This is a genomic window from Aeromonas sp. 604443 (assembly GCF_049170315.1).
In the GTDB taxonomy this organism is placed as follows: Bacteria; Pseudomonadota; Gammaproteobacteria; order Enterobacterales; family Aeromonadaceae; genus Aeromonas; species Aeromonas veronii_A.
Genome location: NZ_JAAKMI010000005.1, coordinates 116,504 through 137,660 on the forward strand (window position 1 = coordinate 116,504; position 21,157 = coordinate 137,660).

The window sequence follows — 21,157 nt, forward strand, 5'->3', positions numbered from 1 at the left end:
AGCAAAAGGGGCCGTACAGGCCCCTTTTATTTTTCTAAATAGCGCTTAATTTTCAGTGAGTAATCTCACATTACCCGCCAAATACCCCGCCTTGAAATCCTTGTAATTCGTCTGGAATTATCAGATCACCGCCGTGGTCACCGCAGCATTTCGGATTACCTATTTCTATCCGAATAGATAAATGCCAATAATTCTCATTAAAAAATTACAATAAAAAACTTAAAATTTTTTTCGCGAGTACCTAAAAAGAGAGGTGATTCGCATTTTATTGAAAGAAAACTACGTACAATCCAGAAGTTAAAATGCTCGTAGCTAGGTGTTCAACTGCTCAGTAACACCAAAAAATGACGATAATAACGACATTTTCATCCAGGGATTTGGGTGTTTTATAGAAAAATAACCAATAAAAAGGGAATAAAACCTAGCAGTTTGACTTGCATCAAGCCTGAATTTTTTTCATAGAGCAAAATCGTGCCCAGTAAATCTATCCCTAAGGAGGCAGATGTGGATATTATCAAGACCGATGTGGCCATCATCGGTGCTGGCGGTACCGGCTTACGCGCCGCTATCGCTATAGCCGAATCACAGCCAGACCTGGACATCGCCCTGATTTCCAAGGTTTACCCGATGCGCAGCCACACGGTTGCTGCCGAAGGCGGCGCCGCCGGTGTCGTCCGTGATGACGACTCCCTCGAAAACCACTTCAACGACACCGTCTCCGGTGGTGACTGGCTGTGCGAGCAGGACGTAGTGGAATACTTCGTCAACAACGCAACCAAAGAGATGATCCAGCTGGAGCACTGGGGTTGCCCCTGGAGCCGCAAGCCGGATGGCAAAGCCAACGTGCGTCCGTTTGGTGGCATGAAGGTTCCGCGTACCTGGTTCGCCGCAGACAAGTCAGGTTTCCATATTCTGCACACCCTGTTCCAGACCTCCGTCAAATACCCGAGCATCAAGCGCTTCGACGAGCATTTCTGCCTTGATCTGATCGTGGACGACGGCCGCGTTCAGGGCGTACTGACCTTCGACATCCAGAACGGTATCACCCGCTTCATCCAGGCCAAATCCGTGATCGTGGCAACCGGCGGCGCTGGCCGTGTCTATCGCTACAACACCAACGGTGGCATCGTCACCGGCGACGGCATGGCACTGGCCTACCGTCACGGCGTACCGCTGCGTGATATGGAGTTCGTCCAGTATCACCCGACCGGTCTGCCGGGCACCGGTATCCTGATGACCGAAGGTTGTCGTGGTGAGGGTGGCGTTCTGCTGAACAAGGATGGCTACCGCTACCTGCAAGACTACGGCTTGGGCCCGGAAACCCCGATCGGCCAGCCGAAGAGCAAATACATGGAGCTGGGTCCGCGCGACCGTGTTTCCCAGGCATTCTGGCAAGAGCAGCAGAAAGGTCGCGTCATTCAGGGCCCGATGGGCGATGTGGTTCACCTCGACCTACGTCACCTTGGCGAGAAGTACCTGAAAGAGCGTCTGCCGTTCATCTGCGAACTGGCCAAAGCCTACGTCAACGTGGATCCGGCCAAAGAGCCTATCCCGGTACGTCCGACTGCCCACTACACCATGGGTGGTATCGAGACTGACAACAAGTGTGCCACCCGTCTGCCCGGCCTCTACGCCGCGGGCGAATGTGCCTCCGTCGGTCTGCACGGTGCCAACCGTCTGGGTTCCAACTCCCTGTCCGAGATCGTGGTATTCGGCAAGCTGGCCGGTGAGCAGGCAGGTGAGTTTGCCAAGACTCAGAAGCATGGCAATACCGAAGCGCTGGCCGCCAAGGCCGAGGCGCTCATCAAGCAGCACCTCTCCCTGATGGACATAGACGGTACCGAAAACCCGGCCGATATCCGCAACGAGCTGGGCATGTCCATGGAAGCCGGTGTCGGTATCTACCGTACCGAAGAGCTGATGCAGGGCACCATCGACAAGATCAACGAGCTGAAAGCCCGTTACAAGAAGGTCAAGATCAACGACAAGTCCTCTGTCTTTAACACCGATCTGCTGTACGCCATCGAACTGGGCTACATGCTGGACGTGGCTGAAGCCATGGCGCACTCCGCCATCAATCGTAAAGAGTCCCGCGGTTCACACCAGCGTCTGGATGGTTACGAAGAGCGCGATGACGTGAACTTCCTCAAGCACACGCTCTCGTTCTACAAAAATGGCGAAACGCCCTCCATCGATTACTCCGATGTGAAGATCACTAAGTCCCAGCCGGCAAAACGCGTGTACGGCTCCGAGGGTGAGAAACAAGACGAGGCTAAGAAGAATGGCTGAGATGATTGAAATTGAGATCCTGCGCTACCGTCCGGAACAGGATAACGAGCCCTGGATGCAAACCTTTCAGGTGCCATACCAGAGAGAGATGTCTCTGCTGGACGCCCTGCAGTACATCAAGGATCACCTGGACTCTACCCTGAGCTTCCGCTGGTCCTGCCGGATGGCGATCTGTGGCTCCTGCGGCATGATGGTCAACGGTGTGCCCAAGCTGGGTTGCAAGGCGTTCCTGCGCGACTATCTGCCGGGCAAGATGACCGTCGAGCCGCTCAACAACTTCCCGATCGAGCGCGATCTGGTGGTCGACATGTCCGACTTCATCGAGAAGCTGGAGAGCATCAAGCCGTACATCATCCCGAGCGAGCCGCGCAGCCTGTGTGATGGCGAGTACATCCAGACTCCGGCCCAGATGGCGCAGTACAAGCAGTTCTCCCAGTGCATCAACTGTGGTCTCTGCTACGCGGCCTGCCCGCAGTACGGCATCAACAAGAAGTTCACCGGTCCGGCGGCACTGGCTCTGGCCTATCGCTACAACGTCGACAACCGTGATGCCGGCGCCAAAGAACGTATGCGCATCATCAGCCAGGACGAAGGCGTCTGGGGCTGTACCTTCGTGGGCTACTGCTCCGAAGTGTGCCCGAAAGGCGTCGATCCGGCGGCGGCCATCCAGCTTGGCAAGGTCGAAAGCGCCAAGGACTACATGATCGCCATGTTCAAGCCAGATTGAGAGCAGGATTGAGACCATGAACAACACTGATAGCAAACGTAAACCTTACGTCCGCGAAATGAAGAAAGACTGGTGGCTGAAGAACGCCTTCTACACCGGTTACATGATCCGTGAAGGCACCAGTATCTTCGTCTCCATCTACGCCGTTGTGCTGATGTGGGGCCTGATGCGCCTGGTTCAGGGTCAGGAAGCGTTCAACGGCTGGCTGGAATCCCTGCAAAGCCCGATCGCCATCCTGTTCCATGTCGTCGCTCTGGCGGCGTGCCTGTTCCATGCCAAAACCTGGTTCGCCCTGGCGCCGAAAGCCATGCGTATCTTCCGTGGTGAAGACCTGGTACCGGAGAAGCCGATCGTTCTCGCCCAGTATGTGGCGCTGGCGGTGGTGTCCCTGCTTGTCCTGATCATCGTGGCCTGAGGAGAAAACAATGAGACGTTCTGACGAACCAATTTACTGGGGTCTGTTTGGTGCGGGTGGCATGGTCGTTGCCATGCTGCTGCCGGTCATTGTCCTCATCACCGGTCTGCTGGTGCCCATGGGCATCATGGACGTGGAAACCATGAGCTATGACCGCGTGCACGCGTTCGCCAGCTCCTGGTGGGGTGCCTGCATCCTGCTGGTGATCATCGCTCTGCCAGTCTGGCACGGCATGCACCGTATCTACCACGGTCTGCACGATCTGGGGATCCACACCACCAAGCTGCACCACTATGTGTTCTATGGCTTTGCCTTCCTGGTATCTGCCATTAGCGTCGGCTTGCTGATGGTGCTGGTACTCCAGTAATCACATCTGACTGATTGACCAAACCGGGCCTTGTGCCCGGTTTTTTTTGCCCCGCTATCCCGCCCCTGCTTTTTATTCACTCAAACAATTCGATAAAAACCAGATTATCGTCCAATCATATGGCGATCACAGTCACATAACACCAATACATTCGTCATTTGTAGCAAACCATTTTGACCACCATCAATTTAGTGACATCCATATCAATTATAATTATTCAGATTAAATAATTATTCATATGGAGCTAGCTAATGACAGACAAAACACGCTCGGTGAGCATAGGCAGTTACCTGGCACTGGCCTTCGCCGTGGTCTTCTTCTCCGGACTGTTGCAATCCGGCGAGTGGTACGGGGTATTCGATTTCACCACGCTGAACGGCTCGTTCGGCACCATGGTCCAGAGCGTCAGCGAGAATGGTGACGGCATCAAGACCGCCATGACCGACATGCGCGGCAAGGGGGGCAACGGGGCGAGAGACGGCTTTCTGTTCGCCCTGACCCTGATCCCCACCGTGATGTTTGCTCTCGGTATGATCAATGTGCTGGAGCACTACGGCGCGCTGGAAGCGGCCCGCAAGTTGCTGACCCCGCTGCTGCGCCCGCTGATGGGGATCCCGGGCAATACCGGCCTCGCACTTATCGCCTCCCTGCAGAGTACCGATGCCGGCGCCGCCATGACCCGTCAGCTCAAGGATGAAGGGCTCATCACCAAGCGTGAAACCGACGTGTTCACCATGTTCCAGTTCTCCGCTGGTGCCACCATCGTCAACTTCTTCTCCTCCGGCGCCGTGCTGTTCACCCTGACACTGGCAGATGGCAGCCCGGCGGTCAGCTCCTCCATCGGTCTGGCTGTCATCGTGATGTTCGCCTTCAAATTTGTCGGGGCCAACCTGTTTCGGGTCTACCTCAATATGAGCGAAGGCAAGCAGACCGATAACAACACCCAGCAGACCCTCAACACTCAGGAGCAAGCCAAATGAGCCAGGCCAACATCAAGAAACCCATCGTCACCGATATCTTCGTCGAAGGGGCCAAGAAGGGCTGGGTCATCGCCACCACCTCCACCGTTCCCAACGTACTGATGGCCTTCGTCATCATCAAGGCGCTGCAGATCACCGGCGCGCTGGATGCCATGGGCGCCATTTTCTCCCCCGTCATGGCCATCTTCGGGTTGCCCGGTGAGGCGGCAGCCGTGCTGATCGGCGCCTGGATGTCGATGGGCGGTGCAGTCGGTGTGGTCATCACCCTGTTCGATCAGGGGATCCTCAACGGCACCCACATCGCCATTCTGGCGCCAGCCATCTACCTGATGGGCTCCCAGGTGCAGTACATGGGCCGCATCCTCGGCTGCATCGGTACCGAAGGGCGTTACATCCCCATCATGGTCGCCATCTCGGTACTCAACGCCTTCGGCGCCATGCTGGTGATGAACATCCTTCTCTGACCCGAACCTGATAGTGGAGCAAGCAATGACTTTTTCTCTGGATCAATACCTGACCGAACTGGCCCCGCTGATCAATCTGGATTGCGGATCCCTGCACCAGCCGGGCATTGCGGCAGTGGCCGACCTGATGGCTGCCAAATATGAGGCGATGGGCGGCTGGCAGATCAAGCGGGTCGACTGTGGCGCAGCCGGGGTGGGACTGGAGATCCGCAACCAGCCTGATGCGGCGCAGATCGATGTAATGCTGATCGGCCATATGGATACCGTCTTCCCCCTCGGTACCGCCGCTGCCCGCCCGATGAGCATCGATGGTGAGCGCGCTTACGGCCCCGGTGTCTCCGACATGAAATCCGGCCTGCTCAACATCGTCTATGCCCTGCGTGAACTGCCCCGCGAGGTGCGCGATCGCCTGAGCATCTGCGTCTGCATGAACCCGGATGAGGAGATTGGCTCCCTCCACTCCAGCGACTGGCTGGCAACGGTGGCCAAACAGGCAAAGCAGGTGCTGGTGGCCGAAGCGGCCCGCGCCGATGGCTCGCTGGTCAAGGCGCGCAAAGGGATGGCCCGTTATCGCATCGACTTCACCGGCAAGGCGGCCCACGCGGGCAACGAGCCGCAGAAGGGGCGCAGCGCCATCACCGAGCTGGGTCACTGGATCCTCGCCATCAATGCACTGACCAACTTCGAGAGCGGCACCACCCTCAACATCGGCATCGTCGAGGGGGGCAACGGCGCCAACATAGTGCCGGCCCATGCCAGCGCCGTGGTAGACGTCCGTTTCTGGGACAATCAGGAGTACCACCAGATCGACGATCATCTGCTGACCCTGGCCGAGCGTCCCCATCTGGACGGCGTCACCATCCAGCTGACCCGCGAGGCCCACAAACCGGCCATGGTGCCGTCAGAGGGCACCCAGGCACTGATGCAGCTGGTGGAGGAGTGTGGCGCCGAACTGGGGCTGCCGATCAGCTGGCAAGAGGTGGGTGGCGGCTCCGATGCCAACCTGACCGCAGCCCTCGGCATCCCCACTCTGGATGGTCTGGGCCCTATCGGTGCCGGTTTCCACAGTGACGAGGAGTATCTGGATCTGGCCAGCATAGCCCCGCGCATCGAGCTGCTGGTGAAGGTACTGACCCGTCTGGCGGCCTGACAGCCTCTCACGTAAAAAGGGCCAGCCGGTTTGTACCGGCTGGCCCTCTGTTTATCTGCTCCTCCTGAATGACAGCCCCCCTTCGCTATTACTCCATTGGTGGCAAGAAGCGGCGCATCACCTCATCCGTATGCCCCCCTTCCTGAAATGCCACCAGCGACTGATTGAGGATGTTCACCAGCTGGTGACCGCGGGGGGAGCCCTTGCTCACTAGCAGATAGAATCCCTTGCGGCTGGGCAGGGCGAGATTGAGCAACCCGCTCTCGCTGCGGTAAATGCCAAGGCTGATGCCTGCCACCAGAGGTTCGATTTCGCTTGGCAGAAAGTCGCAGCGATCCCGCTCCAGCATGTCGAGCGCCTGCTGCAACTGTTTGACCCGGCGTGGCTCCTGCGCAAGCCCGTAGGGGGTGTAGTTGTAGCCAATCACCCCGCACACCCGGGAACGATTGACCGTCTGCAGATCCGGCGGTTCGGGGTAGCGGCGCTTGAGATAGAAGAAACCGAGGTGGGTGTAGTAGAGGGGAACGCTGTAGAAGGCAAACTCGGCCCGCTCCGGCTTGTAGCTGGCATCCCAGGTCAGCTCGCACAGACCATTCTGGCGATAATCCGCCAGCTCCTGCTGCACCCGCGCCCAGGGCAGATAGCGGATCTGGTGCGAGAGCCCGCTCTGTTGCAATGCATCGAGCACCAGCGTCGTCGCCGAACCGGTCAGGCGGCTGGTATCGGGCACACCGTCCTTGCGCTCCCAGTAGGTAAAGGGGGCCCACTCGTTGCCCTCCCCCAGACAGATCTTCACTGGCGGCTCTTGCCCCCATAGCGCGGGGGACAAGATGGCCATCGCCAATCCCGCCCACCATGTTGCCACTCGTTTCATCTCCCGCTCCCGGACTGTTGATCCCTCTTGCAGCTTAGCCCAGAAGGGATTTTGCTCACTTTGCAGGGGCGCTTTCATGCCACAACGCCAGCAAATTGGCCGGAATGGCACCATAACGAAGCTGCGGTGTCTGGTGCCAATCAGCCAACTTTTGCAGGGCTTTCGCCAGATCCTGTGCAAGCGTGCGGGTCACTCTCACACCAGCTTCCAGATAGAGGCTCTTGATCTCGAAGATCCCCTGCTGGCGATGGGCCTTGGCATCCATCCTGCCCACCAGCTTGCCACGATGGAGCAAGGGCAACACGAAGTAACCGTATTGGCGCTTGGGGGCCGGGGTATAACACTCGATGCGATAGTCGAAGTTGAACAGATCCTTGGCTCGCTTGCGATCCCACACCAGCGGGTCAAACGGCGACAAGGCGGTGGTATGGGTTGCCTTGAGGGTGCCCGCCTGTGCCCTTGCCAGCTCATCGGCCAGCGAGGCGTGCACAAAGGCGCCGTGCTGCCCCCCCTCCACTCGTACCGGCAACAGTTCACCCTCGTCCGCCAGTTGATGGAGCAAGGCGTCATATTTGCCGCGCCGCAGCCGGTAGTAGTCCGCAACCCAGCCAGTTTTGACCAGCCCCAGCGCCCGGCAGCTGGCGCGCACCATATCCCGCTGCGCCTGCTCAACGCTCGGCAGATCCCGCTCGTCACGCCACTCGGGGATGACCCGTTCGGCCAGGTCATAGACACGCTGAAAGTTGCGTCGCTCCCGCACCATCAGCTGACCGGTGGTAAACAATACCTCCAGATGGCGCTTCTCCGGCTTCCAGTCCCACCAGCCATTCCCCTTGCCGGTTGTGCGCTCAAAGTCGGCCGCCCGCACCGGACCATGCTGACGAATGCGCTCGATAAGCCGGTCGATCTCCTGCTGATGGGTGGTGAGCCAGTTGGCCGAAAACTTCCAGCCCATGGCGACGGGGTCGAGCATCCGGTGGCGCAACAGCCGATAATCCTCGCGGGGCACAAAGCAGGCCTCGTGGGCCCAATATTCGAAGATCTCGCCGTCGGCCAACAGCTGCTCCAACCAACGCGGTTCATACTGGCCAAGCCGGCTGAACAGCACCAGATAGGGGCTACGGGCCACCACCGAAATAGTATCGATCTGCAGCAGCGCCATGCGGCGAATGGTGGCCAGCAGATCGGCCGGAGTCGCCTTGCTGCGACGGGGGGCGAGCAGCCCTTGCGCCGCCAGTTGCAGATGACGGGCATCTTGCAGTGACAAATGGGTAATCGACATCAACAACCGCTCCCTGGTATCTGACCATCGCGCGCCCGGCGGATGGCCAACAAAACCGTGGGAGACACCACGCTGGCATGCCTCCCCACCCTTTTTTTGCCTGCGCCGCTATGAGTGGGCCGGGGGCAAGACCAGCTGATTGACCACCAGCATGATCTCTTGATAAGTGGCCTCTACCGTCTCGGGGGTCGGCTCCAGAATAAGGTCATCGGCATAGCCGTTGATGAGCGAGGTGATCTGACGCGCCAGTCGCCGGGCATCGCCCGCCACAAACTCGCCGCTGTCGATCCCCTTTTGCAGGATCTGCTCCAGCACCTCGCGCCACGCCAGAATGATTTTGCGGTAGCTCTCGGCAAATACCGGGTCGCGCAGTGACTCGTTCCAGGCATCCAGATAGATGGCCCAGGAGGCATCCTGACTGGTCGGCAGGTTGTCCCGCACAAAGAGCGGCAACGCTTCGCGGGCCGGCAGCGGCAACAGCCACTCCCGCTGCTCGGCGATCTCCTGACTGGTGAAGCGCTCCACGGCGCAGAGGCAGAGCTCCTTCCAATCCTTGAAGTAGTGGTAGACGTGGCTGCGCGCCAGACCGGTGCGCTCGGCAATATCACGGGTTGACGATGCCGCCATCCCCTTCTCTCGAAACAGGGCCAGTACGGCCTCGATGATCATCTCTTTGCGCTGTTCTGCTGATGGGCGTGCCATCTGACCTCCTGCAATATCAATCGATCTGCTTGACTTTGAGCAGTCGCTCAAACAAACTTTGAGCACTCGCTCAAACTTAGCGTTTCCGACATCTTAGGAGATAACCCATGACAACACCAACCACTTCGGCAGCCAGTTGCGACGAGCAGGCCACGCCGTTGCCACACTCGGCCGGTCGTTCGCTGGGGGCGATTGCGCGGGCCAATCCCCTCAAGCTAGCGGGCACCTTCTCGCTGGTGGCCCTCGAAAACATCCTGCTGGTGGTCTATCCCCTATTCGCCGGCTTTGCCATCGACGCCATCGTCAAGGGCCAGTGGCTGCAGGCCTCGAGCTACGCCCTGATCGTGCTGCTGTTCTGGCTCATCGGCGCCCTGCGCCGGGCGGTCGATACCCGCACCTTTACCCATATCTATGCGGCACTGGCGGTGCCGGTGATCCTGACCCAGCGCCAGCAGCAGGAGGGGCAATCCACCATAGTGGCGAGGGTCACCCTGGCGCGGGAGTTTGTCGACTTCTTCGAGAAACATATCCCGATCCTGGCCACCAGCCTGATCTCCATCGTCGGGGCGGCCGTGATGCTGATGGTGATCGAGTTCTGGGTCGGCATCGCTTGCATGGGGGTATTGCTGCTGTTCGGCCTGCTGCTGCCCGGCTTTTCGCGCAAGAACCAGCTGCTGCACGAGCGGCTCAACGATCGGCTGGAACACGAGGTCAAACTGGTCACCCATGCCCAATCAGCCAGCCTCGCCCGCCACTACCGCGCGCTGGCCTGGATCCGCATCCGGATTTCGGATCGGGAGGCACTCGCCTTTCTGGCGGTCGGCATCAGCGCCTCCCTGCTGTTCCTGCTGGCCATCACCATGCTGATGGCCCAGCCCCAGGTCTCGGCAGGCCATGTCTATGCTGTGATGACCTACCTCTGGAACTTTGTCACCAGCCTGGATGAGGGGCCCGGCCTTGCCGATCAGCTGGCCCGGCTGAGAGACATAGGTCGCCGGGTCAACACAGCCCAACCCGATGAACTGATTTGATATTTTGTATCTGCAACCGGAGTAGAAGATGAATCCGACCACCCTTTGCCAACGAGCGTTGACCATGTGCATCAGCTGTTTCTTCCTCGCCGCCTGCGGCCCCAAGATGAGCGACTTTGAGCCCAACACCAGCTACTGGTTCAAGGAGCAACCGGCAGAGGAGAGTGCCCCGCTGGCGCAAGACCTGAAGGTCGATATCGCCATCATAGGTGGCGGCTACAGCGGCCTCTCCAGCGCCTGGCATCTGGCCAAGGCCAATCCGTCGCTCAAGATCGCCATCTTCGAGGCCAAGCAGGTGGGCAGCGGCGCCTCGGGCCGCAACGGCGGCATGGTGTTGCCGGGCTCCGAGGTGATGGACCTCTACGAAGAGGGGGAAGCGAGCAAGCGCCACTACGATCTCACCGTCGCCAGCATGCGCAAGCTGCAGGCGCTGGTCACCTCAACCGGCGTCGAGGCCGACCTCAAGCTCGATGGCTATGTGGAGGCGATCCTCGATGAGGAGGATATCCCCGAGTACCGCGACTATGTGAAAACCGCCAATCGCCTCGGCATCCCGCTCCAGTACTGGAACGCCGATACCACAGAGGAAAAACTCGGCACCGATCGCTACGTGGGGGCGGTATATGACCCCAATGGCGGTCAGGTACACGCCATGAAACTGGTCAATGCCCTGCGCAAGGCGGTGGAGCAGGCGGGCGTTACCATCTACGAACAGAGCCCGGTAATGGGGATCAAGGAGGGCAAGCAGATCGAGCTAAATGTGGCCGACAAGTACAAGGTGACCGCCGACAGCATAGTGCTGGCGACCAACGGCTATACCTCAAAACTTGGCTACTTCAGCGGCCGGGTCTTTCCGGTGCACGCCCAGAGCGCAGTCACCGAGCCGCTTACCAAAAAACAGCTGGCCGCCATCCAGTGGCAGAGTCGGGTGCCCTACTACGACACCCGCAACATCCTGTTCCATCTGGTATTGACCCCGGATAACCGCATCGTCATCGGTGGCGGCAATGCCGAGTACGTCTTCAACGACGGCCTCAACTACAAGGGCGACCTCAATCGGGTCAGCGAGATGATGATGAGCGAGCTGGTGACCCTCTATCCGGCCCTCAGGGGGATCAAGTTTGAGCAGGTGTGGGACGGGGTGCTCGGCATGACCGGCGACAGCACCGAAGCGGTGGGGGTAATGGGGGATCACAAGAACATCTACTACGCCCTCGGCTACAACGGCCACGGCATCAACCTCTCCTTCCTGTTTGGCGACATCGTGGCCAGCCTCTACCAAGGCAAGGAGCACCCCTGGTTCAACCATGCCGAGCAGAGTCTGCCGATGTGGCTGCCGCCGGAGCCGTTCAAGTCAATCGGCGTCAAATCTGCCCTGATGTACTACCAGTGGCAGGACAAGGGCTACAAGGAATAGCGCCGAGCAAGAACCCGACGAGTAACAGACGAAGGCACGCCTCAGGGCGTGCCTTTTTGCAATACCGCCACATCGGCGTGGGGGAAGCTAAGTTCGGCCTGCCAGCTGGCGGCCAACACCTGAAACGATGCCTCGGCAAAGAAGACGATGTGGGTCGGGTCGTGGCGATAGCGCCAGTTTTTAAACCGCTCGTCACCGAGCACCCGCTGGGTCTGCAACACCAGCAGGCCACCGGGCTTGAGGCAATCCCACAACTGCGCCAGCACCGTGCGCGGCTCGGCGATATGCTCGATCACCTCGGTACTGGTGATGAAGTCATACTGACGCGTCAGCAACTCTGGAAAATCGGCGTAGAACTTGTCATACCCCGCCATCTGGTAACCCGCCTCGCGTCCCATCGCCACCAGCGCAGGGCCGGGACCGCAGCCAAAATCGAGACCACTGGCAGGTAGCGGCACCCGCGCCAGCACTTCGCCAAAAGCCCGCATCAAAAAAGTGCGATAACGGGGATCATCTACCCGATTGTCGTGACCGTCATAGACCGCCTTCTCCGCCACCTCATCCAGATGATCCGCCTGATCCAGCCAGACCAGCTCGCACGCGAGGCAGCGATGATAGCGTTTGCCCGCCACCGGCAGGGGATAACTGCGATGGCTGGCACACAGGGGGCAGCTGACGGTGGATGACATGGCGATTCCTCTTGGGGGATTCCTGTTGGATAACAGCGGCGCAGATTGCCTGCAGGCTGCCTCGCTGACAACTTTTTTTGCTCCTTAAGGGTTTCTTAAGTTTGCCCTTTTACTCTCAAACCATCGCAAGAGAAGGAGTCACCCATGACCATCGAGATCCAGGCCCCCTACCGATTGCAGCTAGCCAAGTCCCCGCAGCAGGTCATGGCGCTGCAAACCTATATCCAGGCCGCCTACACCCTCGAGTTCAACGCCCGCATCCCCCATTTTCTCCCCTGTCTGCTGGGGCTATATCGGGCGGATGGGACGCTGGTCGGTGCCTGTGGTCTCAATCATGCCAGTGAGGGGCCTCTCTATCTGGAGCAGTATCTGGAGCAACCCATCGAGGCCGCCATCAACACCCGCCTAGGAGTCTATCCGGCACGCAACCGCATTATCGAAGTGGGCAATCTGGCCTGCAGCGAACCGGGCAATGCCCGCCTGATGTTCGCGGCCCTGTGTCGTCTGCTGTGTGAAAACGCCCTCGACTACGTGGTCTTTACCGGCACTGCCAAGCTGCGCAACAGCTTTGCCCGCCTGCAACTCAACCCGGTGGAGCTGGCCCCTGCACAGGCCCATCAGGTGGGAGCCGACGCCGACGCCTGGGGTGAGTACTACCGCTGCCAACCCAAGGTGATGGTGGGTGACATCAATCAGGGGCGCGAGGTGCTCGCCCAGCGCAGTCTGCTGCTCAATCTGCTAGCCCCCATGCCAACCCTGTTTGACGAGACCAGCGAGAGCAGTGATAACCAGACCCATCAAAAAAGGTGCGCCCAATGAGCCTGTTCGACGCCATCGCCAAACATGCCCACGAGGATCCGCAATCCCCAGCGCTGCTGAGCAGCCAGCAGCGTCTCGATTACCAGACCCTGTGGCAACAGATCCAGCGTCTGGCCAGCCAGCTGCAACAGCTCGACATCAGCCGTCTGGCGCTGCAACTGGACAACGGCCTGCCCTGGGCGCTGCTGGATCTCGCCTGCACCCGCGCCGGTATCGTGGTGATCCCGGTGCCCCACTTCTTCAGTCAGGCCCAGCAGGCCTGGTTGCTGGAGAGCAGCGGTGCCGATGCGCTGGTCGGCCCATATCATCAGGGGTGGCATGCCGCCGAGCCGCTCTCGCTGATCACCGGCGAGCTGCCGCTCTGGCGCCACGCACCAGCCAATCGACCGGCGCTGCCCAAGGGTACCGCCAAGATCACCTACACCTCCGGCACCACGGGCCAGCCCAAGGGCGTCTGCCTGTCACTGAGCCAAATGATGGCGGTGAGCCATGCGCTGGCCGAGCGGGTCGCACCAGCCAAGGTGGAAAAACACCTGACCCTGCTGCCGCTGGCGACCCTGCTTGAGAACCTCACCGGCCTCTATGTGCCGCTGCTGACCGGCGCCTGCAGCCGCATTCCATCTCTCGGGGAGCTCGGTTTCACCGGCTCCAGTTCGCTCAATCCAGCCACGCTGGGGGAAGCGCTGCTGCGCTGGTCGACCCATAGTCTGGTGCTGGTGCCCGAACTGCTGCGCCTGCTGCTGGCGCTCTGCACCAACACCCCGACGCTGGCCCAACAGCTCAAGAGCCTGCGCTTTATTGCCGTCGGTGGCGGCAAGGTGGCCCCCGACCTGATCAAACACGCCCGCCAGCTCGGCCTGCCGGTATATGAGGGGTATGGCCTCTCGGAGTGTGGCTCCGTGGTGGCACTCAACAGCACGGATGCTGACAAGCCAGGCAGCGTCGGCCGCCCCCTGCCCCACTGTCAGGTCACCATCGCCAGCGACGGCGAAATTATGGTGAGCGGCAGTGCCATGCTGGGCTATCTCGGCAGCAACGAACCAACTCCCAAACAGATCGCCACCGGCGAACCTTCTGCCATGCAGATCGCCACAGGCGATTTGGGTCATCTTGATGATGAGGGCTACCTCCATATCACCGGGCGCAAGAAGAATGTCCAGATCACCGCCTTTGGCCGCAACTTCTCGCCAGAGTGGGTGGAAGCCGAGGCCCAGCTCTGCCCCGCCATCGCCCGCATCGTGGTCTTTGGCGATGGTCAGCCTGCCAACGTGGCGCTGATCCAGCCCCTGCCGGGCAAAGAGGCGGATCTGCCCCGCCAGATCGCAGGCCTGAACCAGCGGCTGCCCGATTATGCCCGGCTGCACCACTGGTTGCCGGTGGCGCTGGATCAACATCCCGGGCTGCTGACCGCCAACGGGCGCCCCCGTCGCAACGAGATTTACCAACACTTTTCCCGGCAAATCAGCCAATGCCTTACAGGAGAATCGTCATGAGCTTCTACCAGACTCTGCAACAAGCCACTGCCAGTGAGCGTGAGCATCTGTTCAACGCCCCCATTATCGAAGCCTGTCGCCGTGGCGATATCAGCCGTGACACCTATCTCGCCTTTCTGGCGCAGGCCTACTACCACGTGCGCCACACAGTTCCACTCCTGATGGCAACCGGCGGCAAGCTGGGTCAGGAGTACGAGTGGGTGCGCGGCGCCATTGCCGAATACATCGACGAGGAGTATGGCCATCAGGAGTGGATCCTCAACGATATCCGCGCCTGTGGCGGTGATGCCGAGGCGGTGCGCCACGGCCAGCCCGGGCTGCCCATCGAGCTGATGGTCGCTTTCCTCTACGACCAGATCCAGCGCGGCAACCCCATGGGCTTCTTCGGCATGGTACAGGTGCTGGAAGGCACCAGCGTCGCCATCGCCCTCACCGTCGCCGACCAGCTGAAAAAGGGTCTCGGCCTGCCACCCCAGGCGATGAGCTACCTGAGTTCCCACGGCGCCCTGGATCAGGAGCACCTCAAGTTCTTTGAATCCTTGATGGATAAGGTCGATAGCCCGGCAGATCAGGCGGCCATCATCCACGGGGCCAAGGTGGTCTACCGCCTCTATGGCGAGATGCTCTACAACCTCACCGCCACACCGTAAGTTGGCAGCGGATCAGCAGACAGCAAAAAGGGAACCCACACCATGAACCTTGAAGGGAAACTCGTGCTGCTCACCGGCGCCAGCGGTGGCATAGGTGAGGAGCTGGCGCAGGAGCTGGCCGCCCAAGGGGCACACCTGCTGCTGCACGGTCGTCGCGGGCCGGCACTGGAGCGGCTGTGCAAGTCACTGCCCCACCCCGAGCGCCATCAGGTGGTGCTCGCCGACCTCGGCTCTGCGCAGGAGCGGGCCAAGCTGTTGCAACACCCTGCGCTGGAGGACGGGATCGACATCCTGATCAACAACGCTGGCTGCAACCAGTTTGCCTGGCTGGAAGATCAGAGCTTCGAGCAGGTGGAGCGCCAGCTGCTGCTCAATATCGAGGCGCCCATCCAGCTCACCCGTGCCCTGCTGCCAACCATGCGCAAGCCGGGGATCATCATGAACATGGGCTCGAGCCTGGGCAGCATCGGCTACCCCGGTTACAGCGTCTACTGCGCCAGCAAATTTGCCCTGCGCGGCTTTAGCGAAGCGCTGGGACGGGAGCTGGAGGGGAGTGGTATCAAGGTGCTGCACTTTGCCCCCCGCGCCACCCGCACCAAGCTCAACTCCGAGGCCGCTTACGAGATGAATGCGGCGCTCGGCACTCAGACCGACAGCCCGCAGGAGGTGGCCGAAGAGGCGGTCATCGCCCTGTGCAACGAAACCCGCCGCAGCTGGCTCGGCTGGCCGGAAAAACTGTTCGTGCGGCTCAATGCCCTGCTGCCCGGCATCGTCGACAAGGCGCTGGCCAGACAGCTGCCGATCATCAAACGTTATGCCCGTCATCTTCAGCCAGGGACGACTGATGCCGGCGCCAACAGTGCGCCACAACCAGACTTGTCCCGCCCGATCCCGACCAAGAAGGAGCATTAATATGAACTTTTTCCGTCAATCAGTGACCTCTTGTGCCATCGCCATCCTGCTGGGATCCACCTCAGTCATGGCCGCGGATGATGCCCTCATCCCCATCCAGCAACAGTGGGCCGTCTGCCAGTATCAACAGAGCGGCAAGGCGAAAGAGAGCTGCCTCGAAACCCTGAGCACCCAGGCCGAAGCGGCCAGCGCCAAGGAGCCTTTTCGCGCCGACCTGCTGATCTGGTCTGCCATCGTCAAGAGCACCTGGGCGGGGGCCAAAGGGGGGCTGGGGGCACTGGGTCTGGTGAAAGAGGCCAAGGCCAAGCTGGAGCTGGCGCTCAAGCAGGATCCCAAGGCGCTGGATGGCTCTGCCTACACCAGTCTGGGCTCCCTCTACTATCAGGTGCCCGGCTGGCCGGTCGGCTTTGGCGATGACGAAAAGGCAGAACAGCTGCTCAAGCAGGCGCTGGCCATCAATCCGGATGGCATCGACCCCAACTTTTTCTACGGTGACTTCCTGCTGGATCAGGGTCGCAAGGCCGAGGCCAAAACCTACCTCGACAAGGCGCTGGCAGCCCCGGCCCGCCCGGGTCGCGAAGTGGCCGACGAAGGGCGCAGAATGGAGATCCGCGATCGGCTGGCCAAGCTATAAAACCCTGATGGATCAAAGAACTATTTAAACTCTGCCCACCAGCTTGCATACTGGTGGGCAGGGTTGTTTATGCCACGGCACGCCCTGGCGCTGAGCCAGATCGCCACACCCAACAAACAGGGAGAAAAGAATGCGGATCCTGCTGGTGGAAGATGATGTGATGCTGGGGGATGGTATGCAGGATGCACTGCGCCATAGCGGCTACACGGTGGACTGGCTGCAACAGGGGTTGCCCGCTCTGGCAGCCCTCAAGAGCGACGAGTTCGCCGCCCTGATCCTCGATCTCAACCTGCCCGACATCGATGGCCTCAGCCTGCTGCGCAAGTTGCGGCGTGAAGGCCACCAGTTGCCGGTGCTGATCCTCACCGCCCGCGATGCGCTGGACGATCGGGTGGTCGGCCTTGATGCCGGCTCCGACGACTACATGGTCAAGCCCTTCGCCCTGCAGGAGCTCAACGCCCGCCTGCGCGCCCTGGTTCGTCGCAGCAAGGGGCAGGCTCAGGCGGTACTGGAGTATGGCGACATCCTCATCTATCCCGAATCCCAGCAGGTCACCTATCAGGGGGAAGCGGTCAAACTCACCCCCCATGAATACAAGTTGCTGCAGGAGCTGATCAGCCAGAGCGGCCGGGTGCTGAGCAAGGATCAGCTGCAACAGAGCCTCTACGGCTGGGATGAAGGGGCCGAGAGCAACGCGGTAGAGGTGCATATCCACCATCTGCGCAAGAAGTTCTACAGCGACCTCATCCGCAATATTCGCGGGGTCGGCTACATCATTCCCCAGCTCGAACAGCCAAGCCGGACACCCGCACGATGAAACGTCCCCGCTCCATTCGCCGCTTTCTGCTCACCGGTATCCTGACGCTGGTGAGCCTGAGTCTTACCATCAGCGCCTTTATCGGCTACATGGAGGCGAGCCACGAAATGGAGGAGCTGTTTGATGCCCGCCTCGCCCAGTCGGCCCGCATCACCAATCAGCTGCTTGCTCGCTACATGGCCCAGCAGGGGCAACTGCCCGCCAACGGCACCGTCTATCAGGAGTGGGAGGCGCAGAACCCCGATGAGTGGCAAAAAGATCCCAGCCTCAACCTGACCGGCGAAGATCGGGAGATCACCCCCTACGGCCACGAGTTCGAACGCAATCTCTACTTCCAGCTGCTCGATGAAAAGGGCGGCTTGCTGCTGCGCGCCCCCAGCGCCCCGGATCAGCCGCTGGTCACCCTGGCCATCGGCTTCGACACGGTCGAAAAAGATAATCACCAGTGGCGCACCTTCACTCTCTACAACCAGCAGGAGCAGACCTGGCTGGTGGTGGCCGAGCGGGACGACGAGCGCAGCGAACTGGCCAGCAAGATGGCCACCCTCACCATGCTGCCGCTGCTGATCACCCTGCCCTTCCTGCTGGCCCTGCTCTGGTGGCTCATCACCCGCGGGCTGGCCCCCCTGCGTCAGCTGGCCCAGGCCATCAGTGAACGTCACCCCGCCAACCTGAGCCCGCTCAGCCTCAAGATAAGCGCTCAGGAGCTGACCCCCCTCACCAACGAGATCAACCGGCTGATGCAGGCGCTGGCGGAGACCATAGAGCGGGAGAAACAGTTTACCAACGAGGCGGCCCACGAGCTGCGCACCCCGCTGGCGGTGCTGCGGATCCACAGTGAAAATGCCCTGGCTGCCGAAGATGAAGTGAGCCGCCAGCAATCCCTGCACAAGATGCTGCAAGCCCTAGACCGCAGCGATCGGCTGATCCGCCAACTGCTGACCCAGGCTCGTATCGACAACCAACAGGGGCTGGTATTGACCGAGCTGGAGGTGGGCCACCTGCTGCAAGGCACCCTGGCGACCCTGGCCCCCATCGCGCTCAAGAAGGATCAGCAGCTGTCGCTGGAGTGTGAAGTGCCGCAGCTGGTGATGGGGCAGGCCACCCTGCTCGAACTGCTGTTTAGCAACCTGATCGACAATGCGCTGCGCTACACCCAGCCGGAGGGCGAGATCAGGGTGCGGGTTCAGCGAGAGGGCAATCGGGTGAGGGTGGATGTGAGCGACAATGGCCCCGGCATTCCCGCCAGCGCCTTGCCCCGGTTGTATGAACGCTTCTTTCGGGTCAATCCCCAGCAGGGGGATGGCGTGGGTCTCGGCATGGCCATCGTCTCACGCATCGCCCAGTTGCACGGCGCCGACCTCGATGTCCACAACCGGCCGAAAGGGGGGCTGGAGGTGAGCGTGCTGCTCCCGCTGCCGCCGGCAAGATAAGCGATAAGTAAAGAGCCCGCGATGCGGGCTCTTTACTTTCAATGACAATCTGGCTGCACGGTAAAGGTTCGACTGGAGTCCACCGGGCCCAGCTCCGCCAGCAGACGTCGGCCCAGCAGCACCGGATAGATCATCTTGCTGCGATCCCGCAGGGTGAACCACTCCTCATACACCTTGTCCCCCAGACAGATGGACATGGTCACCGTTGGCCGCTGCTCCATGCCGCCCGCCCCACGCACCGTCACGCTGCGCTCGACCCGCCGTTCGAACTGCTGCTTGACCAGTTTGCCGCTGTCGGCATCGGTCACCACCAACATGAAGCGCACCCAGGGCTTGCCATCCCGTTTGAATCTGGTGATAGAGCGTGCATCGAGGGAAGAGGTGAGCGCCCCGGTGTCGAGTTTCATCTTCACCGCCACGCCGGTGGGCAAAATAAGTCCCTTCTCGATCCAGCCATAGCTGGTCGGGGTCTCTGCCAGCGCACTGCCACACAGTGCCAGCATCAGGGTGATCCCCACCATCATCTTGCCCATTTTACTGCCCTGCCTTGTCAATCCTGCGCCCAGATCTACCACAGTCCCATTGTGGGTCAATCCGATTTATTTCAGCTACTTGGATAATATCTGGCGGGTCAGGAGAGAGACGACAAAGAGTGGCCTAATGGCGGCCCAAGCGGGCGGGAATATCGCAGGAGAGCAAGGCACCGAACGGTGCTGGATGAAACTGGTGGTTAACCTCAGGTTGTGACGCCAAAGGCTACCACAACAATGAGCGAATTATCAGTCTTGTTCTGAAGGGATTTTTGCCTACACTGTTGTAAACCGGAGGGCCTGAAAACCACCGGTTTTTTTGCGCCTGCCGAAAATTTGCCACTGCAAAAGTGACTTTCAACAAGGCTCAATAAGGAATTTGTAATGCGTATCGAAGAAGACTTGAAGCTCGGTTTCAAGGATGTCCTGTTCCGCCCCAAGCGCTCTACTCTCAAGAGCCGTTCCCAAGTAAGCCTGACCCGTCAGTTCACCTTCAAACACACTCAGACCCAATGGCAAGGCGTACCCGTTATCGCCGCCAACATGGATACCGTCGGCAGCTTTGCCATGGCACGCACGCTGGCCGGTTTCGAGATGATGACCGCGGTACACAAGCACTACAGCCTTGAGCAGTGGCAAGCTTTCGTCAACGAGACCGACCCGGCGCTGCTGGGCCATGTGATGGTCTCCACCGGCACCTCGGCTGAAGATTTCGCCAAGACCCGCCAGATCCTCGCCATGTCCGAAGCGCTGCGCTTCATCTGTGTCGACGTGGCCAACGGCTACTCCGAACACTTCGTCGAGTTCGTGCGCAAAATTCGTGAAGCCTGCCCCAACCACGTCATTCTGGCGGGCAACGTGGTGACTGGCGAGATGGTCGAAGAGCTGATCCTCTCCGGCGCCGACATCGTCAAAGTCGGCATCGGCCCGGGCTCGGTCTGCACCACTCGAGTCAAGACCGGCGTCGGCTATCCGCAGCTATCCGCCATCATCGAGTGTGCCGATGCGGCCCACGGCCTCGGCGGCCAGATCGTCGGTGACGGCGGCTGCACCTGCCCGGGCGACGTCGCCAAAGCCTTCGGCGGCGGCGCCGACTTCGTGATGCTGGGCGGCATGCTGGCAGCCCACGAGGAGTGCGGTGGCGAGATCGTCGATGTAGACGGTGAGCCTTTCATGAAGTTCTACGGCATGAGCTCCTCCAGCGCCATGGACAAGCACGCTGGCGGCGTCGCCGAATACCGCGCCTCCGAGGGTAAAACCGTGCTGCTGCCCTACCGCGGCCCGGTCGAGAACGCCGTGCGCGACATTCTGGGCGGCGTTCGCTCCACCTGTACCTACGTGGGTGCCAGCCAGCTGAAAGAGCTCACCAAGCGCACCACCTTTATCCGGGTACGCGAGCAAGAGAACAACGTCTACGGCAAGGAGTAACCTGCCACAGACCGCCGTCACGCGCTGACGGTTAGAAGCCAGTCAACCGGTGTG

Annotated in this window: 22 protein-coding genes; 17 read left to right on the forward strand and 5 right to left on the reverse strand. The window is 60.3% G+C overall.

Going from position 1 to position 21,157, the window contains the following annotated elements; translation table 11 throughout:
• The first annotated feature begins 504 nt into the window (after nucleotides 1-504).
• From frdA to G5380_RS09530, 7 genes are all read left to right on the forward strand, one after another.
• Nucleotides 505-2,289 (forward strand): fumarate reductase (quinol) flavoprotein subunit, encoded by a 1,785-nt coding sequence (gene frdA, locus G5380_RS09500; protein WP_047437968.1) that lies wholly within the window; start codon nucleotides 505-507, stop codon nucleotides 2,287-2,289.
• Entirely contained in the window at nucleotides 2,282-3,016 is a 735-nt protein-coding gene (locus G5380_RS09505; protein WP_005335057.1) for a succinate dehydrogenase/fumarate reductase iron-sulfur subunit, read from the forward strand. Before frdA ends, G5380_RS09505 begins: the two co-directional genes overlap by 8 nt.
• 16 nt (nucleotides 3,017-3,032) lie before the next feature.
• The gene (locus tag G5380_RS09510; RefSeq protein ID WP_005335058.1) at nucleotides 3,033-3,431 is read left to right on the forward strand and encodes a hypothetical protein; all 399 of its coding nucleotides are present in this window, start codon (nucleotides 3,033-3,035) and stop codon (nucleotides 3,429-3,431) included.
• 10 nt (nucleotides 3,432-3,441) lie between these two features.
• A complete protein-coding gene (gene frdD, locus G5380_RS09515) occupies nucleotides 3,442-3,798 on the forward strand; it encodes a fumarate reductase subunit FrdD (RefSeq protein WP_005335059.1) in 357 nt (118 codons plus the stop codon).
• Nucleotides 3,799-4,049: 251 nt separating this feature from the next.
• Nucleotides 4,050-4,778 carry a nucleoside recognition domain-containing protein gene (locus G5380_RS09520; protein ID WP_005335061.1) on the forward strand — a complete coding sequence of 243 codons (729 nt, stop codon included), beginning with the start codon at nucleotides 4,050-4,052 and terminating at the stop codon, nucleotides 4,776-4,778.
• The gene (locus G5380_RS09525; RefSeq protein ID WP_005335063.1) at nucleotides 4,775-5,242 is read left to right on the forward strand and encodes a YjiG family protein; all 468 of its coding nucleotides are present in this window, start codon (nucleotides 4,775-4,777) and stop codon (nucleotides 5,240-5,242) included. Before G5380_RS09520 ends, G5380_RS09525 begins: the two co-directional genes overlap by 4 nt.
• Nucleotides 5,243-5,267: 25 nt before the next feature.
• Nucleotides 5,268-6,392: a M20 family metallopeptidase gene (locus G5380_RS09530; protein ID WP_128835120.1), complete on the forward strand. Its 1,125-nt coding sequence runs from the start codon at nucleotides 5,268-5,270 to the stop codon at nucleotides 6,390-6,392.
• Between the two features lie 88 nt (nucleotides 6,393-6,480).
• Here G5380_RS09530 and G5380_RS09535 read toward each other — a convergent pair whose 3' ends face one another.
• The 3 genes from G5380_RS09535 to G5380_RS09545 form a co-directional block, all read right to left on the reverse strand.
• Nucleotides 6,481-7,230 (reverse strand): substrate-binding periplasmic protein, encoded by a 750-nt coding sequence (locus tag G5380_RS09535; RefSeq protein WP_103250772.1) that lies wholly within the window; start codon nucleotides 7,228-7,230, stop codon nucleotides 6,481-6,483.
• Nucleotides 7,231-7,321: 91 nt separating this feature from the next.
• Nucleotides 7,322-8,548: a winged helix-turn-helix domain-containing protein gene (locus G5380_RS09540; protein ID WP_421208791.1), complete on the reverse strand. Its 1,227-nt coding sequence runs from the start codon at nucleotides 8,546-8,548 to the stop codon at nucleotides 7,322-7,324.
• 108 nt (nucleotides 8,549-8,656) lie between these two features.
• On the reverse strand, nucleotides 8,657-9,250 hold the full coding sequence (locus G5380_RS09545; RefSeq protein WP_151286109.1) for a TetR/AcrR family transcriptional regulator: 594 nt from the start codon (nucleotides 9,248-9,250) through the stop codon (nucleotides 8,657-8,659).
• 107 nt (nucleotides 9,251-9,357) lie between these two features.
• Here G5380_RS09545 and G5380_RS09550 point away from each other — a divergent pair, with 107 nt between their 5' ends.
• Together G5380_RS09550 and G5380_RS09555 are read left to right on the forward strand one after the other, a co-directional pair.
• Nucleotides 9,358-10,281, forward strand: a complete 924-nt coding sequence (locus G5380_RS09550) for an ABC transporter six-transmembrane domain-containing protein (protein WP_421208792.1) — start codon at nucleotides 9,358-9,360, stop codon at nucleotides 10,279-10,281.
• A 28-nt stretch (nucleotides 10,282-10,309) separates the two neighbouring features.
• Nucleotides 10,310-11,698, forward strand: a complete 1,389-nt coding sequence (locus tag G5380_RS09555; RefSeq protein WP_421352689.1) for an NAD(P)/FAD-dependent oxidoreductase — start codon at nucleotides 10,310-10,312, stop codon at nucleotides 11,696-11,698.
• Nucleotides 11,699-11,739: 41 nt separating this feature from the next.
• On the opposite strand, the gene G5380_RS09560 is transcribed toward G5380_RS09555, so the two are convergent.
• Nucleotides 11,740-12,387 carry a class I SAM-dependent methyltransferase gene (locus G5380_RS09560; protein ID WP_421352690.1) on the reverse strand — a complete coding sequence of 216 codons (648 nt, stop codon included), beginning with the start codon at nucleotides 12,385-12,387 and terminating at the stop codon, nucleotides 11,740-11,742.
• Nucleotides 12,388-12,531: 144 nt separating this feature from the next.
• On the opposite strand from G5380_RS09560, the gene G5380_RS09565 reads away from it, so the two are divergent.
• The 7 genes from G5380_RS09565 (at nucleotide 12,532) to G5380_RS09595 (ending at nucleotide 19,145) form a co-directional block, all read left to right on the forward strand.
• A complete protein-coding gene (locus tag G5380_RS09565; protein WP_421312780.1) occupies nucleotides 12,532-13,206 on the forward strand; it encodes a thermostable hemolysin in 675 nt (224 codons plus the stop codon).
• Nucleotides 13,203-14,699, forward strand: a complete 1,497-nt coding sequence (locus G5380_RS09570; protein ID WP_421352691.1) for an AMP-dependent synthetase/ligase — start codon at nucleotides 13,203-13,205, stop codon at nucleotides 14,697-14,699. The genes G5380_RS09565 and G5380_RS09570 overlap by 4 nt, the downstream gene beginning before the upstream one ends.
• On the forward strand, nucleotides 14,696-15,349 hold the full coding sequence (locus G5380_RS09575) for a TenA family transcriptional regulator (RefSeq protein ID WP_421312778.1): 654 nt from the start codon (nucleotides 14,696-14,698) through the stop codon (nucleotides 15,347-15,349). The genes G5380_RS09570 and G5380_RS09575 overlap by 4 nt, the downstream gene beginning before the upstream one ends.
• 42 nt (nucleotides 15,350-15,391) lie before the next feature.
• Nucleotides 15,392-16,261, forward strand: coding sequence for an SDR family oxidoreductase (locus G5380_RS09580; protein ID WP_270817691.1), 870 nt, complete (start codon nucleotides 15,392-15,394; stop codon nucleotides 16,259-16,261).
• 1 nt (nucleotide 16,262) lies between these two features.
• Nucleotides 16,263-16,895, forward strand: a complete 633-nt coding sequence (locus G5380_RS09585; protein WP_127005911.1) for a tetratricopeptide repeat protein — start codon at nucleotides 16,263-16,265, stop codon at nucleotides 16,893-16,895.
• A 130-nt stretch (nucleotides 16,896-17,025) separates the two neighbouring features.
• On the forward strand, nucleotides 17,026-17,712 hold the full coding sequence (locus G5380_RS09590; protein WP_005335091.1) for a response regulator: 687 nt from the start codon (nucleotides 17,026-17,028) through the stop codon (nucleotides 17,710-17,712).
• Nucleotides 17,709-19,145, forward strand: a complete 1,437-nt coding sequence (locus tag G5380_RS09595; RefSeq protein ID WP_216950291.1) for an ATP-binding protein — start codon at nucleotides 17,709-17,711, stop codon at nucleotides 19,143-19,145. The genes G5380_RS09590 and G5380_RS09595 overlap by 4 nt, the downstream gene beginning before the upstream one ends.
• Before the next feature lie 38 nt (nucleotides 19,146-19,183).
• On the opposite strand, the gene G5380_RS09600 is transcribed toward G5380_RS09595, so the two are convergent.
• Entirely contained in the window at nucleotides 19,184-19,678 is a 495-nt protein-coding gene (locus tag G5380_RS09600) for an ATP-dependent zinc protease (RefSeq protein WP_081990717.1), read from the reverse strand.
• A 381-nt stretch (nucleotides 19,679-20,059) separates the two neighbouring features.
• Between G5380_RS09600 and G5380_RS09605 the strand changes: the two genes are divergently transcribed.
• Nucleotides 20,060-21,103, forward strand: coding sequence for a GMP reductase (locus G5380_RS09605; RefSeq protein WP_005348017.1), 1,044 nt, complete (start codon nucleotides 20,060-20,062; stop codon nucleotides 21,101-21,103).
• Nucleotides 21,104-21,157: the final 54 nt, after the last annotated feature.

Bases quoted from the DNA above. Each gene is read 5' to 3' on its own strand.
- G5380_RS09560 (WP_421352690.1), bottom strand. From the start codon at position 12,387: ATGTCATCCACCGTCAGCTGCCCCCTGTGTGCCAGCCATCGCAGTTAT.
- G5380_RS09505 (WP_005335057.1), top strand. From the start codon at position 2,282: ATGGCTGAGATGATTGAAATTGAGATCCTGCGCTACCGTCCGGAACAG.
- frdD (WP_005335059.1), top strand. From the start codon at position 3,442: ATGAGACGTTCTGACGAACCAATTTACTGGGGTCTGTTTGGTGCGGGT.
- G5380_RS09535 (WP_103250772.1), bottom strand. From the start codon at position 7,230: ATGGCCATCTTGTCCCCCGCGCTATGGGGGCAAGAGCCGCCAGTGAAG.
- G5380_RS09550 (WP_421208792.1), top strand. From the start codon at position 9,358: ATGACAACACCAACCACTTCGGCAGCCAGTTGCGACGAGCAGGCCACG.
- G5380_RS09520 (WP_005335061.1), top strand. From the start codon at position 4,050: ATGACAGACAAAACACGCTCGGTGAGCATAGGCAGTTACCTGGCACTG.
- G5380_RS09570 (WP_421352691.1), top strand. From the start codon at position 13,203: ATGAGCCTGTTCGACGCCATCGCCAAACATGCCCACGAGGATCCGCAA.
- G5380_RS09575 (WP_421312778.1), top strand. From the start codon at position 14,696: ATGAGCTTCTACCAGACTCTGCAACAAGCCACTGCCAGTGAGCGTGAG.
- G5380_RS09545 (WP_151286109.1), bottom strand. From the start codon at position 9,250: ATGGCACGCCCATCAGCAGAACAGCGCAAAGAGATGATCATCGAGGCC.
- G5380_RS09530 (WP_128835120.1), top strand. From the start codon at position 5,268: ATGACTTTTTCTCTGGATCAATACCTGACCGAACTGGCCCCGCTGATC.
- G5380_RS09580 (WP_270817691.1), top strand. From the start codon at position 15,392: ATGAACCTTGAAGGGAAACTCGTGCTGCTCACCGGCGCCAGCGGTGGC.
- G5380_RS09540 (WP_421208791.1), bottom strand. From the start codon at position 8,548: ATGTCGATTACCCATTTGTCACTGCAAGATGCCCGTCATCTGCAACTG.
- G5380_RS09565 (WP_421312780.1), top strand. From the start codon at position 12,532: ATGACCATCGAGATCCAGGCCCCCTACCGATTGCAGCTAGCCAAGTCC.
- G5380_RS09510 (WP_005335058.1), top strand. From the start codon at position 3,033: ATGAACAACACTGATAGCAAACGTAAACCTTACGTCCGCGAAATGAAG.
- G5380_RS09605 (WP_005348017.1), top strand. From the start codon at position 20,060: ATGCGTATCGAAGAAGACTTGAAGCTCGGTTTCAAGGATGTCCTGTTC.
- G5380_RS09555 (WP_421352689.1), top strand. From the start codon at position 10,310: ATGAATCCGACCACCCTTTGCCAACGAGCGTTGACCATGTGCATCAGC.
- G5380_RS09595 (WP_216950291.1), top strand. From the start codon at position 17,709: ATGAAACGTCCCCGCTCCATTCGCCGCTTTCTGCTCACCGGTATCCTG.
- G5380_RS09585 (WP_127005911.1), top strand. From the start codon at position 16,263: ATGAACTTTTTCCGTCAATCAGTGACCTCTTGTGCCATCGCCATCCTG.
- G5380_RS09590 (WP_005335091.1), top strand. From the start codon at position 17,026: ATGCGGATCCTGCTGGTGGAAGATGATGTGATGCTGGGGGATGGTATG.
- G5380_RS09600 (WP_081990717.1), bottom strand. From the start codon at position 19,678: ATGGGCAAGATGATGGTGGGGATCACCCTGATGCTGGCACTGTGTGGC.
- G5380_RS09525 (WP_005335063.1), top strand. From the start codon at position 4,775: ATGAGCCAGGCCAACATCAAGAAACCCATCGTCACCGATATCTTCGTC.